The sequence below is a fragment of the Melioribacter sp. Ez-97 genome (assembly GCF_051488665.1).
Lineage (GTDB): Bacteria > Bacteroidota > Ignavibacteria > Ignavibacteriales > Melioribacteraceae > Melioribacter.
In genome coordinates this window covers 52513-65580 of record NZ_JBPSEG010000008.1, presented here as the reverse complement: position 1 = coordinate 65580, position 13068 = coordinate 52513, and the positions used below count along the sequence as shown (strand labels likewise).

Annotated in this window: 12 protein-coding genes and 1 tRNA gene; 4 read left to right on the top strand and 9 right to left on the bottom strand. The window is 40.3% G+C overall.

Features of this window, described 5'->3' with window-relative positions:
* Positions 1-26 precede the first annotated feature (26 nt).
* Positions 27-1907 (top strand): oligoendopeptidase F, encoded by a 1881-nt coding sequence (pepF, locus tag ACSSWA_RS10175; protein WP_437356461.1) that lies wholly within the window; start codon positions 27-29, stop codon positions 1905-1907.
* Between the two features lie 59 nt (positions 1908-1966).
* Here the strand turns inward: pepF and ACSSWA_RS10170 are convergent, their stop codons facing one another.
* Complete coding sequence (locus ACSSWA_RS10170; RefSeq protein ID WP_437356460.1) at positions 1967-2125, bottom strand: hypothetical protein; 159 nt, start codon at positions 2123-2125, stop codon at positions 1967-1969.
* Between the two features lie 71 nt (positions 2126-2196).
* On the opposite strand from ACSSWA_RS10170, the gene ACSSWA_RS10165 reads away from it, so the two are divergent.
* Positions 2197-3339, top strand: coding sequence for an aminotransferase class V-fold PLP-dependent enzyme (locus ACSSWA_RS10165; protein WP_437356459.1), 1143 nt, complete (start codon positions 2197-2199; stop codon positions 3337-3339).
* Here the strand turns inward: ACSSWA_RS10165 and ACSSWA_RS10160 are convergent.
* The 8 genes from ACSSWA_RS10160 to ACSSWA_RS10125 all read right to left on the bottom strand — a co-directional run bounded on the left by ACSSWA_RS10160 (position 3336) and on the right by ACSSWA_RS10125 (position 10384).
* Positions 3336-3983, bottom strand: a complete 648-nt coding sequence (locus ACSSWA_RS10160; RefSeq protein ID WP_437356458.1) for a phosphoribosylanthranilate isomerase — start codon at positions 3981-3983, stop codon at positions 3336-3338. The two genes, ACSSWA_RS10165 and ACSSWA_RS10160, sit on opposite strands and share 4 nt — an antisense overlap.
* A 53-nt stretch (positions 3984-4036) precedes the next feature.
* A complete protein-coding gene (locus ACSSWA_RS10155; protein ID WP_437356457.1) occupies positions 4037-4252 on the bottom strand; it encodes a hypothetical protein in 216 nt (71 codons plus the stop codon).
* 54 nt (positions 4253-4306) lie between these two features.
* Entirely contained in the window at positions 4307-5653 is a 1347-nt protein-coding gene (locus tag ACSSWA_RS10150; RefSeq protein WP_437356456.1) for a phosphomannomutase, read from the bottom strand.
* 109 nt (positions 5654-5762) lie between these two features.
* On the bottom strand, positions 5763-5942 hold the full coding sequence (locus ACSSWA_RS10145; protein WP_437356455.1) for a hypothetical protein: 180 nt from the start codon (positions 5940-5942) through the stop codon (positions 5763-5765).
* A 4-nt stretch (positions 5943-5946) separates the two neighbouring features.
* Positions 5947-7779: a hypothetical protein gene (locus ACSSWA_RS10140; RefSeq protein WP_437356454.1), complete on the bottom strand. Its 1833-nt coding sequence runs from the start codon at positions 7777-7779 to the stop codon at positions 5947-5949.
* Positions 7780-8088: 309 nt separating this feature from the next.
* On the bottom strand, positions 8089-8730 hold the full coding sequence (locus tag ACSSWA_RS10135) for an MjaI family restriction endonuclease (RefSeq protein ID WP_437356453.1): 642 nt from the start codon (positions 8728-8730) through the stop codon (positions 8089-8091).
* Positions 8723-10015 carry a DNA methyltransferase gene (locus ACSSWA_RS10130; protein ID WP_437356452.1) on the bottom strand — a complete coding sequence of 431 codons (1293 nt, stop codon included), beginning with the start codon at positions 10013-10015 and terminating at the stop codon, positions 8723-8725. Before ACSSWA_RS10130 ends, ACSSWA_RS10135 begins: the two co-directional genes overlap by 8 nt.
* Before the next feature lie 282 nt (positions 10016-10297).
* A tRNA-Ser gene (locus tag ACSSWA_RS10125) sits at positions 10298-10384 on the bottom strand.
* A gap of 601 nt (positions 10385-10985) precedes the next feature.
* On the opposite strand from ACSSWA_RS10125, the gene rnhC reads away from it, so the two are divergent.
* Both rnhC and ACSSWA_RS10115 read left to right on the top strand, forming a co-directional pair.
* Entirely contained in the window at positions 10986-11882 is an 897-nt protein-coding gene (gene rnhC / locus ACSSWA_RS10120) for a ribonuclease HIII (protein WP_437356451.1), read from the top strand.
* 28 nt (positions 11883-11910) lie between these two features.
* The gene (locus ACSSWA_RS10115; RefSeq protein ID WP_437356450.1) at positions 11911-13014 is read left to right on the top strand and encodes a 6-phosphofructokinase; all 1104 of its coding nucleotides are present in this window, start codon (positions 11911-11913) and stop codon (positions 13012-13014) included.
* Positions 13015-13068: the final 54 nt, after the last annotated feature.

Sequence of the window (13068 nt, the reverse complement as noted above, 5' to 3'; positions counted from 1 at the left end):
TTGAAAATTAAACACGGATTACTATTATGAAAGCCAAAATTTTTCTAACATTAATAATGGTATTTGCTATGCTTCAAAACGGTAAATCGCAGGCGCTCGAAAGAAACGAAGTGCCCGATAAATACAAATGGGATAATTCAATACTCTATAAAAGCATTGAAGACTGGGAAAAAGAATACGACCGGCTCGATTCGGAAATCGAAAAATTCTCTCAGTATAAAGGCGCTCTCGGTAAAAGCGCGGACGTTCTTTACAATGCGCTGCGAACTTATTTTGACCTGTTGAAAGATTATTACAAACTTTCGGATTATGCATTCCGCGTTGCCGATGAAGACCTCAGAATAAGTTCGAACCAGGCTTTGAATCAAAAAGCTACTACGCTCGGCACCAAATTTTCAGAAGTCACATCATTCGTCAATCCCGAAATTCTGAAAGCGGGACGGGAAAAAATTGAACGATTCCTCGACGAGAAAAAAGAATTGGACGAATTCAGATTCTATTTGACGGACATACTCCGGCTTGAAGATCATACGCTTTCCGAAAACGAGGAAGCCATACTGGCAAGCGCGGGCTTGATGACTTCGACCCCGGGCGAAGTATACAGCATATTCGACAACGCCGAAAAACCGAATGCGGTAGTTAAACTTTCGACCGGCGAGGAAATTGAATTGACCTCGGCTAACTATACGAAATATAGAACGGTCGAAAACAGGGCTGACCGTCAATTGGTAATGCAATCTACATTCGAAAATTACAAGAAATTCAGAAATACAATCGGCGCCAATTTGGTCGGCAAGTTAAAAGCCGATTATTTCTACGCCAAGAACAGAAAATACAATTCGGCTCTGGAAAGTTCTCTCAACGTCAACAACATACCCGTTTCCGTATACGAAACCCTGATCGAACAAATCCATAAAAATCTTCCGACGCTTCATCGATTCCTCGAACTGAAAAAAAGAATGCTCGGAGTAGACACTCTTCACTATTACGATCTTTATACTCCGCTCGTAAAATCCGTCGATTTCAAATACAACGTGGAAGAAGGTCAGAAATTGTTACTCGACGTTTTCAAACCGATGGGCGAAGAATACGTCAACACGGTTAAAAAAGCATTCAAAGAAAGATGGATCGATTTTATTCCGAATAAAGGAAAACGCAGCGGAGCTTATTCTTCCGGCGCGGCTTACGACTACCATCCGTACATACTTATGAATTGGACGGACGACTACGAATCGGTATCGACTCTTGCTCACGAATTGGGTCATACGATGCACAGCTATTTTTCCAACAAACATCAGCCGTTCGTAAATTCCCAATACTCTATCTTTGTCGCCGAGATTGCTTCGACGATAAACGAAACACTGCTAAACAACTATATGGTAAATAATGTCAAATCCGACGAAGAGAAACTTTATCTGTTGGGTTCTTATCTCGATCTGCTCAGAACCACAATCTTCCGACAAACTTCATTTGCAGAATTCGAATGGGAAATTCACAAAAGAGTGGAAAACGGCGAGCCGCTCACAGGCGACGATTTGAGTAATATTTATTACGATATAGTCAAAAAATATTACGGCAACGACGAAGGAGTTTGCATTGTCGATCCTTACGTAGCATACGAATGGGCATACATTCCCCATTTTGTGCACTATACATATTATGTATACCAATATTCGACTTCTTTAATTTTTGCCACAGCCTTTGCCGAAAAAATCGTTAAAGAAGGTCAGCCTGCGGTAGACAAATTCTATCATATATTGAAAGGCGGCAGTTCCGAATATCCGATCGATTTAATCAGAAAAGCGGGCATCGATCCGCTTTCGTCGGAAGCATTCGATCTTACAATGGCTAAGATGAATAGAGTGATGGATATGATGGAAGAAATTCTCGAAAGGAATATAAATTAAAAACAGCCAGCCCCGCACTGCGGGGCTTCCAATAACAATGGGTCAACTAGCCCTTTTTATTAGTTCAATTTCAGTTTTCTTAACGCCATTCCGATTGCGGTTTCGACGGAGTAGCGTTCGTCGAGATATTCGATCACTAATTTGCAGAACTTTTCCTTATATCTCTTCGGTATCAAAACTCCGTAAAACGCAGCGGCTAATTCCAATAACTTGTTCATTTTATTATTCCCGAATCTCTGATTTATTATCGGATCGAAAAAATTTTTTTTAATAGCCTGGAACAAAAATTATGGATATAAACGAAATCAGGAATCTTTTTCCTCATTTAAAGACAGGACAAATCTACTTCAATCACGCGGCTCTGGGACCATGGTCGAAACCTTTGCTGGAAAGGCTTGAATTGTACGCTCGCCAGAGGAGCGGCGACAAAATCGAGAATTTCAAATTTTTTCTGAGATGGAACGCCTCGGCAAAAGCCAAACTTGCGCGTCTGCTCAATACAAAAAGTTCCAGAATTGCATGGACGGATAACGTATCGAACAGTCTCAACATACTAGCGCAGGGACTCAGCTGGAAAACCGGCGACCAAATAATTATTAACGATCTGGAATTTCCGTCGAATGTCTATCCGTTTTTGAATTTGAAAAAATACGGAGTGGAAATAACGTTCGTAAAAAACCGGAACGGAATGGTTGACCTTGAGGATATTGAAAAAGCAATAACTCCGAGAACAAAATTAATTTCGATAAGCTCGGTGCAGTTCCTTACCGGTTACCGGGCAAACATCGAAGAGATCGGCAAACTATGCAGGAATAAAGGAATAATTTTTTGCGTCGATGCAATCCAGGGCGTAGGCGTTATTGATACTGACGTCGTAAAATATAACGCTGATTTTTTAACCGGCGGAACTCAAAAGTGGTTGATGTCGATGGAAGGTTTGGCATATTTTTATATTTCTGAAGAACTGCAGGAAAAAATTGATCAGAGATTCGTTGGGTGGACTTCAGTTGAAGACGCATGGAACTTGCTGGACTACAACCTTGCTCTGAAAAAAGACGCAGACCGGTTTCAAAACGGCACGATGAATTCGCTCGGCGTTGCTCTCTTCGACGCCATGCTTGACATCTTTACTAAATACGGAATAGAAAACATCGAAAAAAGGATTCTTGACAATACAAACTACTTTATCGAACAATTGTCCGACTCGGGTTTTGAGCCCGTTCTAAAAAATACTCCCGAAAGCAATCGTGCGGGGATAGTCACAATACAGGTCGACAATCCGGAAAAAATATTCGAAGAGCTTGAAAGGAATGAGATTCATTGTTCGCTGAGACAAGGTTTAATCCGTTTTTCGCCGCACTTTTACAATACCAAAGACGAAATCGACAGAACAATCGACGTTCTGAAAAAAGCGGCGGAAAGAAATTTTTAAGATATGGCGGCGAAGAATTTCTCAAGCTTGTACGGATCGAGATTTCCGTCGGTTCTTACGCCGCTGCATACGTCGACTCCAAACGGATTCACTTCTTCGACAGCCCGTTTAATATTATCCGGATTTAAACCGCCCGCAAGGAAAACGGGCGTTTTCGATTGATCGACTATTTTACGGCTGATTTTCCAATTGTGGGTTCTTCCCGTTCCTCCGAGTTCCTTAATTTTAAGATCCGGATTGCCGCTGTCGAGAAGAATAAGGTCGACATATTCCGATATCTTGACGGCTCTATCGATTGATTCTTCTCCGGTTACATGCACTGCCTGAACGATTTTCACTGACGGAAGTTCTTTCCTTATCGAAGCGTAGACGCCTGTTTCAACTTCGTCGACAATTTGGATTGCGGCAGTGTGCGTTCTGGAATGATGCTCAATAATTTTATCGGCGGATGTTTCGCTTGTAAGCAAAAAGGTTGATACAGGCGGAGGAATTTTTGACGCTATTTCACGTATTAAGCCGTCGGAAATAACGCCCGGACCGCTCGGCATATAGCCCACCAATCCGATTGCCGAAGCTCCGAATTCTATTGCCATTCTTGCTTCGTCAATCGAATTGATGCAGCATATTTTAACTCTGGTCTGCATATAAGGGGAAAAAGAAATGCGCGGATACGAATATCCGCGCTTCCGAAAAATTTTTATTCGTTAGGATTATAAGTCAATTCAACTTTTACGTGAAAGTCGGCTCCGCTGAAAAGCGTATATTTGACTTCGCTGATTGTGCATTTATAATCCTCGCCCACCAAATCGCTTATTACTTTTGCAATTGCATTCTCGAGCGTATTAACGCTAACGCCTTTAAGTTTGTTTTGCAGCAATTTATCCACATCAATCGGCTTTTCCTGTTCGCGCATGATAATTCTCCCTTATTTATTGTGCATTTTAGACGGCGCACCAAATAAAATGTTTTAGCTTCTGATAAAATTAAGCAATTCTTCCGTTTTTTTGCGCATTAATTCGATGTCCCCTTTTGCCTCCACATTGAGTCTCAGCAGGGGCTCCGTATTGCTCATTCTCACATTAAAACGCCAGTCGGGATATTCTACGCTTACGCCGTCGAGCTCGTCAATCTTTCCGTCGCTGTATTTTTCTTTAATTGCAATCAGTTTGCCTGCCGGGTCGGAAATCTTGGAATTAATTTCGCCCGAGCACGGATACGCTTTAATCATTTCTCCTACGAGTTCGGATAATTTGGCATTCTCTTCGGAAAGGAGCTGCAGAATCAATAAGAACGGAATCAATCCGCTGTCGGAGTAAGAATTTTCCCTGAAGTAATGGTGAGCCGACATTTCGCCTCCGTATACGGCGTTAACTTCTCTCATCTTTTGTTTGATAAAAGCATGCCCGCTCTTGGAAATAACCGGCACTCCGCCGGCTTTTGTAACTACGTCGATAGTATTCCATGTTAAACGCGGGTCATAAACGATTTTTTCGCCCGGATGATTGCGTAAAATCGATTTAGCTAACAATGCAACAATATAATATCCTTCGATAAAATTGCCGTGTTCGTCGAAGAAAAAGCATCGGTCGTAGTCTCCGTCCCACGCGACGCCCAGGTCGGCTCCGCTCTCTTTAATAGCGTTGATTGTAGGTTGACGATTCTCGGGCAGCAACGGATTCGGAACTCCGTTCGGAAATCCGGGATCCGGTTCATGAAATACTTTTACCATTTTTATCGGCAGCAGTTTTTCCAGACGGTCTAATGCCGGACCGACGCATCCGTTTCCTGCGTTTACAACCACTTTGAACGGAGAAATCTTTTCCGGGTTGTAGAATTTATTTAAATGACTGATAAACTCTTCCATTATATCTTTCTTCTGTACCGTTCCTTTAACTTCGGCAATTTCACCCAAATCGTCATTTAGTATCATTTTTTCAACTTCGTTCAAACCCGAATCGTATCCGAGCGGTTTGGAGCCTTCCCTGACAAATTTAAGTCCGTTATATTCGGGCGGATTATGGCTGGCAGTAATCATTACGCCGCCGTCTGCATTAAAATGAGGCGTTGCAAAATAAATCATTTCCGTACCGCACAAACCGATATCGATGACGTCGCATCCTGCGTCCGTAAGTCCTTTTGCCAGCGCATCCGATAATTCCGGAGAAGAAGGTCGAACGTCGCGACCGATAACAATTAACTTTGCATCGAGATACTTTGCGAGCGCCCTGCCTACCTTATAAGCCAAATCGGCATTCAATTCAGAAGGAACTTTACCTCTGATGTCGTAAGCTTTAAAACAAGGAATTCTGTCCATACTGCCTCCGAAATTGATTATGCAAAAATAAGGAAATTCCGAACAATATGACCATTAAACGCGGATTTATGTTTCAGAATAAGTTTTTGAGGTAAGGGACTTACAATTATCAGCTTAATCTGAGCTCCGTATCTTTATCGAAGAAATGGAGACGATCAAGTTCCAGATACATATCGATATTTTCGTTAACGCGAAGCTCTGTTACAGAATTAATTTTAGCCGTAAACTGCACATCGTCGAGCGTGAAATAAACGATCGATTTATACCAAGGTAAATCGTCGAAATCCACTAATTTAAACGCACGCTTTTTCCGCCGTCATAACATTCATTAATTCTTCTTCCCATTGATTCAGCGCTTCCGTCATCTTTTCTTTTGTTTCTCCGGTCTCTTCGTATATGCAGTTTACTATTCTTTTATAATAAGATATTCCGTTAATAATATTCTCCTTGAAAGCCGTCAGGTATTTTTCGGTATTTTTTTTATTCCGGTCTGCAATATCGCTATCCACTTTTTTCAGAACCAAATTTTTGTAATAATCAATATATAATCGAAGTTCTTTAATAAAGAAATTCGGACGCGCGCTGTCCGTAATTAAATTAATTCTGCCGTAAATATGATCTACAATTCCCCTCAAATCGGATCTTTTTGAATAGTATGCGATATTCGGACCGGGACAAACCGATACGGCTCTGCTTTGCTTGGGCGTGGGAATTTCATGATTAATCAACGGCGATACGGTCAGCCCTTCGCATAAACAGGCTTTGTCTATAACTTTTTCGTATTGACGCTTATATTCCGCAGGATCGGTTATTTCATTTTTCAATTGTTCGATTTTTTTCTTGACGTACGATTTCGACGCCGTACAAATCGGCTTTTCCGAAAATTCTGTATTCGAAACGAGGAATTTTTTGGGACAAGGGCTTCCGGGTTTATTCAATTCAACCCGTTCGTATTTTTCGATATCTTTGCTATTATTTCTTAAATTGTTGAATGGAACTCCGAGCGGCGATATTTCGCTTAAGTATAAATCCTCTTCGCGCGCTTTGAGCAATTTATCCAGCGTATATTCGTCAATATTTATAACGTCGGGCGCCAACAAAAACAGAGACCCCCAGCCTACGGATTTAACTCCGTAATGACGAACCAGGAATTCCTGTTCGCTCGACTTGCCGACTCCGCCCTGAACCGTAAGATCGTAATCGAGCTTCGACTCATCGGTATAATAACCTTTTTTCAACAACGCAGGCAAATACTCTTTCTTTAATTCCGTTAATAATTCAGTTTTTCGATTTTTGAATTCTTCCAGAATAGGACCCAATAAATATCCATCGGTGGCGAAAGCATGCCCTCCGCAGTTGAGCCCCGACTCTACTCTGAATTCCGAAATCCAGATACCCTTTTTAGCTAAAAACTTGCCCTGGATAAGAGCCGAGCGAAAATCGCTCACTTTAATTACGACCTTCTTTTTAAAATTGCCTTCATTATCAGGATAAAAATCTTCAAACGACGAGATGTATCCGTAGAGTCTGGGATTCATCCCTGCAGAGAAGATAACTTTACTTGAGAGACTACTCATTGCAAAGCCGCGCAATGCCGCGTGCGCGTCGTTGAATTTCGAATCCAACTCAACTCCGCCGGCGCCGTAATTTTTTTTATCTACTTTTGTCATAATATTTACGTCTATCGAGCCGGGAATCATTTTTTCGCGAAGACTTTTTTCAATTCGATTTTTTTCAAAAGCGTCTTTTGTTGACAGCATCGTTTCGTATTCTTTTTTCAAAGGAGAACTTTGAGGAAGCATTTCGAAATATTTATCGATATCTCCGCCGCTGCCGAAAGACGAGCGTTTTACTTTTTCGAAATCCTCTTTTACAATTTCGTCAATTGCGTTCAAGTATGCTCGAGTTCGTTTGGCGCGCGAGTCGTATTCGTTTGTTTCGATAGGAATGTAAATTTTGTTCCTCTTTTTAAGATGATGTTCGCGCATTTTTTCAAGCAATGTATCGTCCACAAGGGATATTACCGATGAGATTCCGTATTTTGCTACTTTTACAGGAGCGTCGACTGAATATCCTACGCCGAGCACAGGTATGTGGAATTTGTGATTGTTATGGTTTTGTTTCATTAATTTTCTTCCAATTAATTTTTGAAATGCCTAAGAATATTTACGGCGGGTTTTTCTTTTATATGTATAATGATTCCAAGTTTTGAAACCAATTTAATGAAAAGCTATTATATAACTAAGCCGCAATGCGCCCTGCATACATGTTTTACAATAATTTTACAATCTGTTTGAAAATTTCCAACCGCCGTTTTCGATACTCTGTAAATTTGCCCAGATCGATTTAGTATACTTAAGAAACCTACTGATTTAAATAGAAGTGAATCGACTAACACTTTTGTCGCGTCGAGGCTGGATGGTTATAATGCCTGCTTATTCTGCTACGTTTTCCAATCTTTTGATTTCCTTTTTAATCTCTTCAATTATCTCGGTATTATATATTTTTTTGTTTCGCCCTTCTTTAATAGAAATTACGTAAAACACTTTACCGCCGTATTTATCGGTAAATTTCTTATGTGTTTTTTCCTGAAGTTGACGTTCCTTATATATTTGAGAGATGTGCGACACTCCTCCAGCTGGTTTAATTTGAATTCCTATATACTTATCATTTATTTTTATATAAAAATCCACATTAAATAATCTGTCCCATTTATCGGGGGCGGGTTCGATTCTAACATTTAGTATATCCTGCAATTGCTCGTAGATAGTCTTTCTTTCTGTAATATAACCGTCGAAAGTCCTTTTTATTACCAGATTGTAGATATAATCGATACAATCCTGCTCGGTTATCCGGTCAATTTCAGCCGCAAGCACTTCCGTCACTTTAACATACAATTTTTTGCCTAAATCTATCAAATGTTCCCTTGGGTATACATTATTAAAATAATACGTTTCCCATTCTTCTAAAGATTTTGGTTCGCATTTTCTTATTTCTTCGGAAACCGCCCCTACATTTTTCTTGAAATTCAATTGGAATCTGTTAGTAGCCGAATTCAAAATCCATTCTTTAGCCATTAGGTACGCCTAATTTTTTAAATTTGTCTTTGTAAGAAAATTCGGAACTATTATCCACGTCGGCAAAACCATATTTAATAAGGTGCGCATTGATAAACGTTTTATTCTTCAGATAGAGATATACAAGTAAATTATTTTTTTCGTCATATTTAACTCTATCGAATTTCAAAAAAACTTTCTGTCCTTTGAGTTTTGAACTAAGAAATTCAATCGCTTCTTCGTATTTATCTTTTTTGTGCTTAATGCCAATAAGTTTTATCGTTACCCCGCTGTTTAATACCATAATTTCCGGCGAGACAATGCTTTTAATCGAAAAATACTCTTCGCGCTTCGCATTTCCCGAGTCAATTTTAGACCCAAACTGCAATTTCTTGGGATTAATTTTCAAATCAAATTTAACGGGATCTTTAAAGCGATAAGGCAAATCTTTCAAACGTTCGTTCCAATTTTTTGTAATATTTTTTTGCATTACGATTTCAAAACTCGCATTATCCATAAATCCCGGAGATGTTATACCGACTTTATCTTTTATTACGTTTAAAAATTCTTCATTGACTTCATATCCTATTGAATTTCTTTCAAGATTCTTAGCCGCCAAGGTCGTAGTCCCGCTTCCGAGAAACGGGTCCAATACGGTATCGCCTACAAAAGTGAACATTTTAATAAGTCTTTTGGGCAATTCTTCCGGGAACATTGCAAGATGCTTATCCTGTCTTTCCCCGCCAAAGTTCCAGTGTCCGGAGAAATAATCGTTCCATTCTTCTTTGGTAAGTTTCGATTTTTCTTTTATTTCCCTGGATACTTTTGAAGTTAGTCCAGGCTTCTTAAAAATTAAAATAAATTCGTAATCGATCTTAATAATGCCGTTCCTCGGGTACGGATAACTTCCCATCACAGACGCGCCGCCGGTAGTATTCATTGTAGTTGGTTTCTGCCATATGATTGCGCCCATATAATCAAAGCCTATAGTTTCGCAGAATTTAATAATTTCCGTGCGTATCGGAATAATTTTATATCTTCCATAATAAACCGAACGCGCAAATTGGTCGCCAATATTAATGCATAACCGGCACCCTTCTTGCAGAACCCGATAACATTCTTGCCAAACAAGGTTCAAGTTATTTATATAATCCTCGTATGTGTCGTTATACCCTATTTGCTTTTCGGAACCATAATCCTTTAATTGCCAATAAGGCGGAGAAGTTACAACAAGATGCACCGATGCATCCTGGATTTCCCTCATGTCCCTGGAGTCGCCGATAATTATCTTATGTTTTGTCTTCATTTAGAAATACTTATGAGGTGAATATCAATTTTTCATAATATAAAGTAATTAAAATAGTATTAATTTTCATAACCATTATAGAATAATCCCTATGCTTGTTTCTTCAGCGGTTTTTCCTTTAATAAAAGCGTTCTTTGGGCTGATGGAAAGGGCAAAAAATTGTTGACAAAATTGTTGACTAAATTTTCATTTTTTTAGTGGTTTTAAGGAAAGTCCCGGAAACTTTTACTGTTTTATGTCGAATGGGAAAGTTTGGATATTAGGCTAAAAATGAAACTTTTGCGGAGAGGGAGGGATTCGAACCCCCGTGGCGCGGACGCGCCAAACGGTTTTCAAGACCGCCGCATTCAACCACTCTGCCACCTCTCCAGAATATCTAAAAGAACTTTATTGTTAATAAGTTTTCTAAGACCGCCGCATTTCCGTCTTAGTCGGACAGGCAACCACTCTGCCACCTCTCCGGAATAACCGAAAGAACTTTATTGTAAATAAGTTTTCTAAGACCGCCGCATTTCCGTCTAATTCGGACAGGCAACCACTCTGCCACCTCTCCGTAATAACTGAAAGAACTTTATTGTTAATACGTTTTCTATGACCGCCGCATTTCCGTCTGCGTCGGACAGGCAACCACTCTGCCACCTCTCCAAAATAACTAAAAGAACTTTATTGTCAATAAGTTTTCAAGACCACCGCATTTCCGTCTATGTCGGACAGGCAACCACTCTACCACCTCTCCGGAATAACCGAAAGAACTTTATTGTTAATAAATTTTCTATGACCGCCGCATTTCCGTCTATGTCGGACAGGCAATAATCCAGCTATATCTCTTCAATAAAATTCCGTAAAAAGACGGTCACAAGATTACGAAATTTTATCGAATTTCTCCATTGAAAAAGGTAATTTACGCCGGCAAAGCAATTTTCTCGTCTAAAATTCATAAGTTACGATTTCAATTAATTTTGTTATACTTATGACAAATACAAGTTTCAAAAAATCGGCTTTCTACATTATCAAATCTATTCGAAATAAAATTTCAGCAATGGATTTTAATCCGTCGGATATCAAAGAAAAAAATTACAACTACGAATTCACGGTCGATTACAACAAAAAGAAAATAAAAGTACAGGTTTATTTCGGCAAAAAAGGAAATAAAATCGTTCTTCAGGGCGATTCGGATTCTTTCGAATACAACAAAATCAAAAGTATGGTCTTCTACGAAAATCCTCCTGAAATTCGAAATAACGACGTCGAATACGACGAATATATCGGTTCGGACGAATGCGGCAAAGGAGATTATTTCGGTCCGCTGGTAGTTGCGGCAGTTTATGTGAATAAGGAAACCGCCTTAAAATTGAAACGGATAGGAGTGCGCGACAGCAAGGATTTAAGCGACACTCAAATCGATTCGCTTGCCGAATCTATTAAACAAATTATAGAAAATGATTTTGAAATTTGTTCTCTTGAACCGGAAGATTATAACAGGTTGTACGATCAATACAGAAATCTGAACAAACTGCTCGTTCATTGCCATTCTCAGGTTACGGGCAAACTTCTAAAGCGGGTTCAATGTAATCTTGTAATAACGGATAAATTCAGCAACCGGAAACTGGAGATTCATCCGTCGATCGATACGAAAGATATCAAATTCATCATGGAAACCGGAGCGGAAAGATATACCGGAGTTGCCGCCGCTTCGATTCTGGCAAGAAATAAATTTAACGAATGGTTCTTAGAACAAAAAAATAACGGTATGGATTTGCCGAAAGGGGCGTCGGACTCCGTCCTGCAAGCGGCAAAAAACATCGACAAAGATAAGTTGCAAAAATTTGCTAAATTACATTTTAAAGTCACTCAAAAATTACGATAATAGAATTGACTAAAAAATAAGGTGTATTATGCCATCAAAAAAAATTAAAAGAGTAGGAATACTTACAGGCGGCGGCGACTGCCCGGGACTGAACGCGGTTATCAGAGGCGTAACCAAGCCCGCTCTCGATAACGGTTTGACCGTGCTCGGCATTCTCGACGGCTTCGAGGGATTGGTCGAAGGCAAAGCGATGGAATTGTATAACAAAGACGTATCGGGAATTCTTGCCACCGGCGGCACGATTTTAGGCTCTTCGAATAAAGGCGACCCGTTTCACTGGCCTGAAGAAGTGGACGGAAAAATCAAAATTATGAACCGCTCGAAAGAGGCAATGCGAAATTACGACGCTTGGAATTTGGACGCCATTATTGCAATCGGAGGCGACGGCACAATGCATATTTCGCATCAACTCAGTCAAATGGGAATGAATGTTGTCGGAGTTCCCAAAACCATCGACAACGACCTGGACGCTACGGATCTGACATTCGGTCACGACTCCGCAGTGTACGTGGTTGCGGAAGCTCTCGACCGCCTCCATACAACCGCTTCGTCTCATCACCGCGTTATGGTTATCGAAGTAATGGGCAGATACGCAGGCTGGATAGCTCTCAACGGAGGACTTGCCGGAGGCGCCGACGTGATCCTGATTCCCGAAATTCCGTTCGACTGGGAAGCAATTTACGATAAGGTGCTGATGCGAAATATGATGGGCAAACGCTTCAGCATTGTTTGCGTCGCCGAAGGAGCTAAATCCAAAGACGGCACGATGATTATGAAAGGCAAAGATATTAAAAGAACCGACCCGATCCAGTTAGGCGGAATCGGCGAGTATGTCGCTAAAAAAATAAGCGAGAATACCGGACTCGAAACCCGTTATACTGTACTGGGACATCTGCAGCGCGGCGGAAGCCCCACTCCTTTCGATCGTATTCTTTCCACAAAATTCGGAACTCAGGCAATTCAGCTCGCTATTAAAGGACAATTCGGCAAAATGGTCGCTTTGAAAGGGAATGAAATTAAAAGCGTGAACATTGTTGATGCTATCGCAAAACAAAAACTCGTTAAGAAAACCGATCAGGGAGTTCTTGCAGCCAAAGCCGTCGGCGTTTGTTTTGGTACCAAAGACTTGTAATTTTTTTATGATTTTTATTATCATTGTAACATCAATAAACAATTTTCATAAAAA

Coding starts and splice junctions, on each gene's coding strand:
- pepF (WP_437356461.1), top strand. CDS start 27: ATGAAAGCCAAAATTTTTCTAACATTAATAATGGTATTTGCTATGCTT.
- ACSSWA_RS10170 (WP_437356460.1), bottom strand. CDS start 2,125: ATGAACAAGTTATTGGAATTAGCCGCTGCGTTTTACGGAGTTTTGATA.
- ACSSWA_RS10165 (WP_437356459.1), top strand. CDS start 2,197: ATGGATATAAACGAAATCAGGAATCTTTTTCCTCATTTAAAGACAGGA.
- ACSSWA_RS10160 (WP_437356458.1), bottom strand. CDS start 3,983: ATGCAGACCAGAGTTAAAATATGCTGCATCAATTCGATTGACGAAGCA.
- ACSSWA_RS10155 (WP_437356457.1), bottom strand. CDS start 4,252: ATGCGCGAACAGGAAAAGCCGATTGATGTGGATAAATTGCTGCAAAAC.
- ACSSWA_RS10150 (WP_437356456.1), bottom strand. CDS start 5,653: ATGGACAGAATTCCTTGTTTTAAAGCTTACGACATCAGAGGTAAAGTT.
- ACSSWA_RS10140 (WP_437356454.1), bottom strand. CDS start 7,779: ATGAAACAAAACCATAACAATCACAAATTCCACATACCTGTGCTCGGC.
- ACSSWA_RS10135 (WP_437356453.1), bottom strand. CDS start 8,730: ATGGCTAAAGAATGGATTTTGAATTCGGCTACTAACAGATTCCAATTG.
- ACSSWA_RS10130 (WP_437356452.1), bottom strand. CDS start 10,015: ATGAAGACAAAACATAAGATAATTATCGGCGACTCCAGGGACATGAGG.
- rnhC (WP_437356451.1), top strand. CDS start 10,986: ATGACAAATACAAGTTTCAAAAAATCGGCTTTCTACATTATCAAATCT.
- ACSSWA_RS10115 (WP_437356450.1), top strand. CDS start 11,911: ATGCCATCAAAAAAAATTAAAAGAGTAGGAATACTTACAGGCGGCGGC.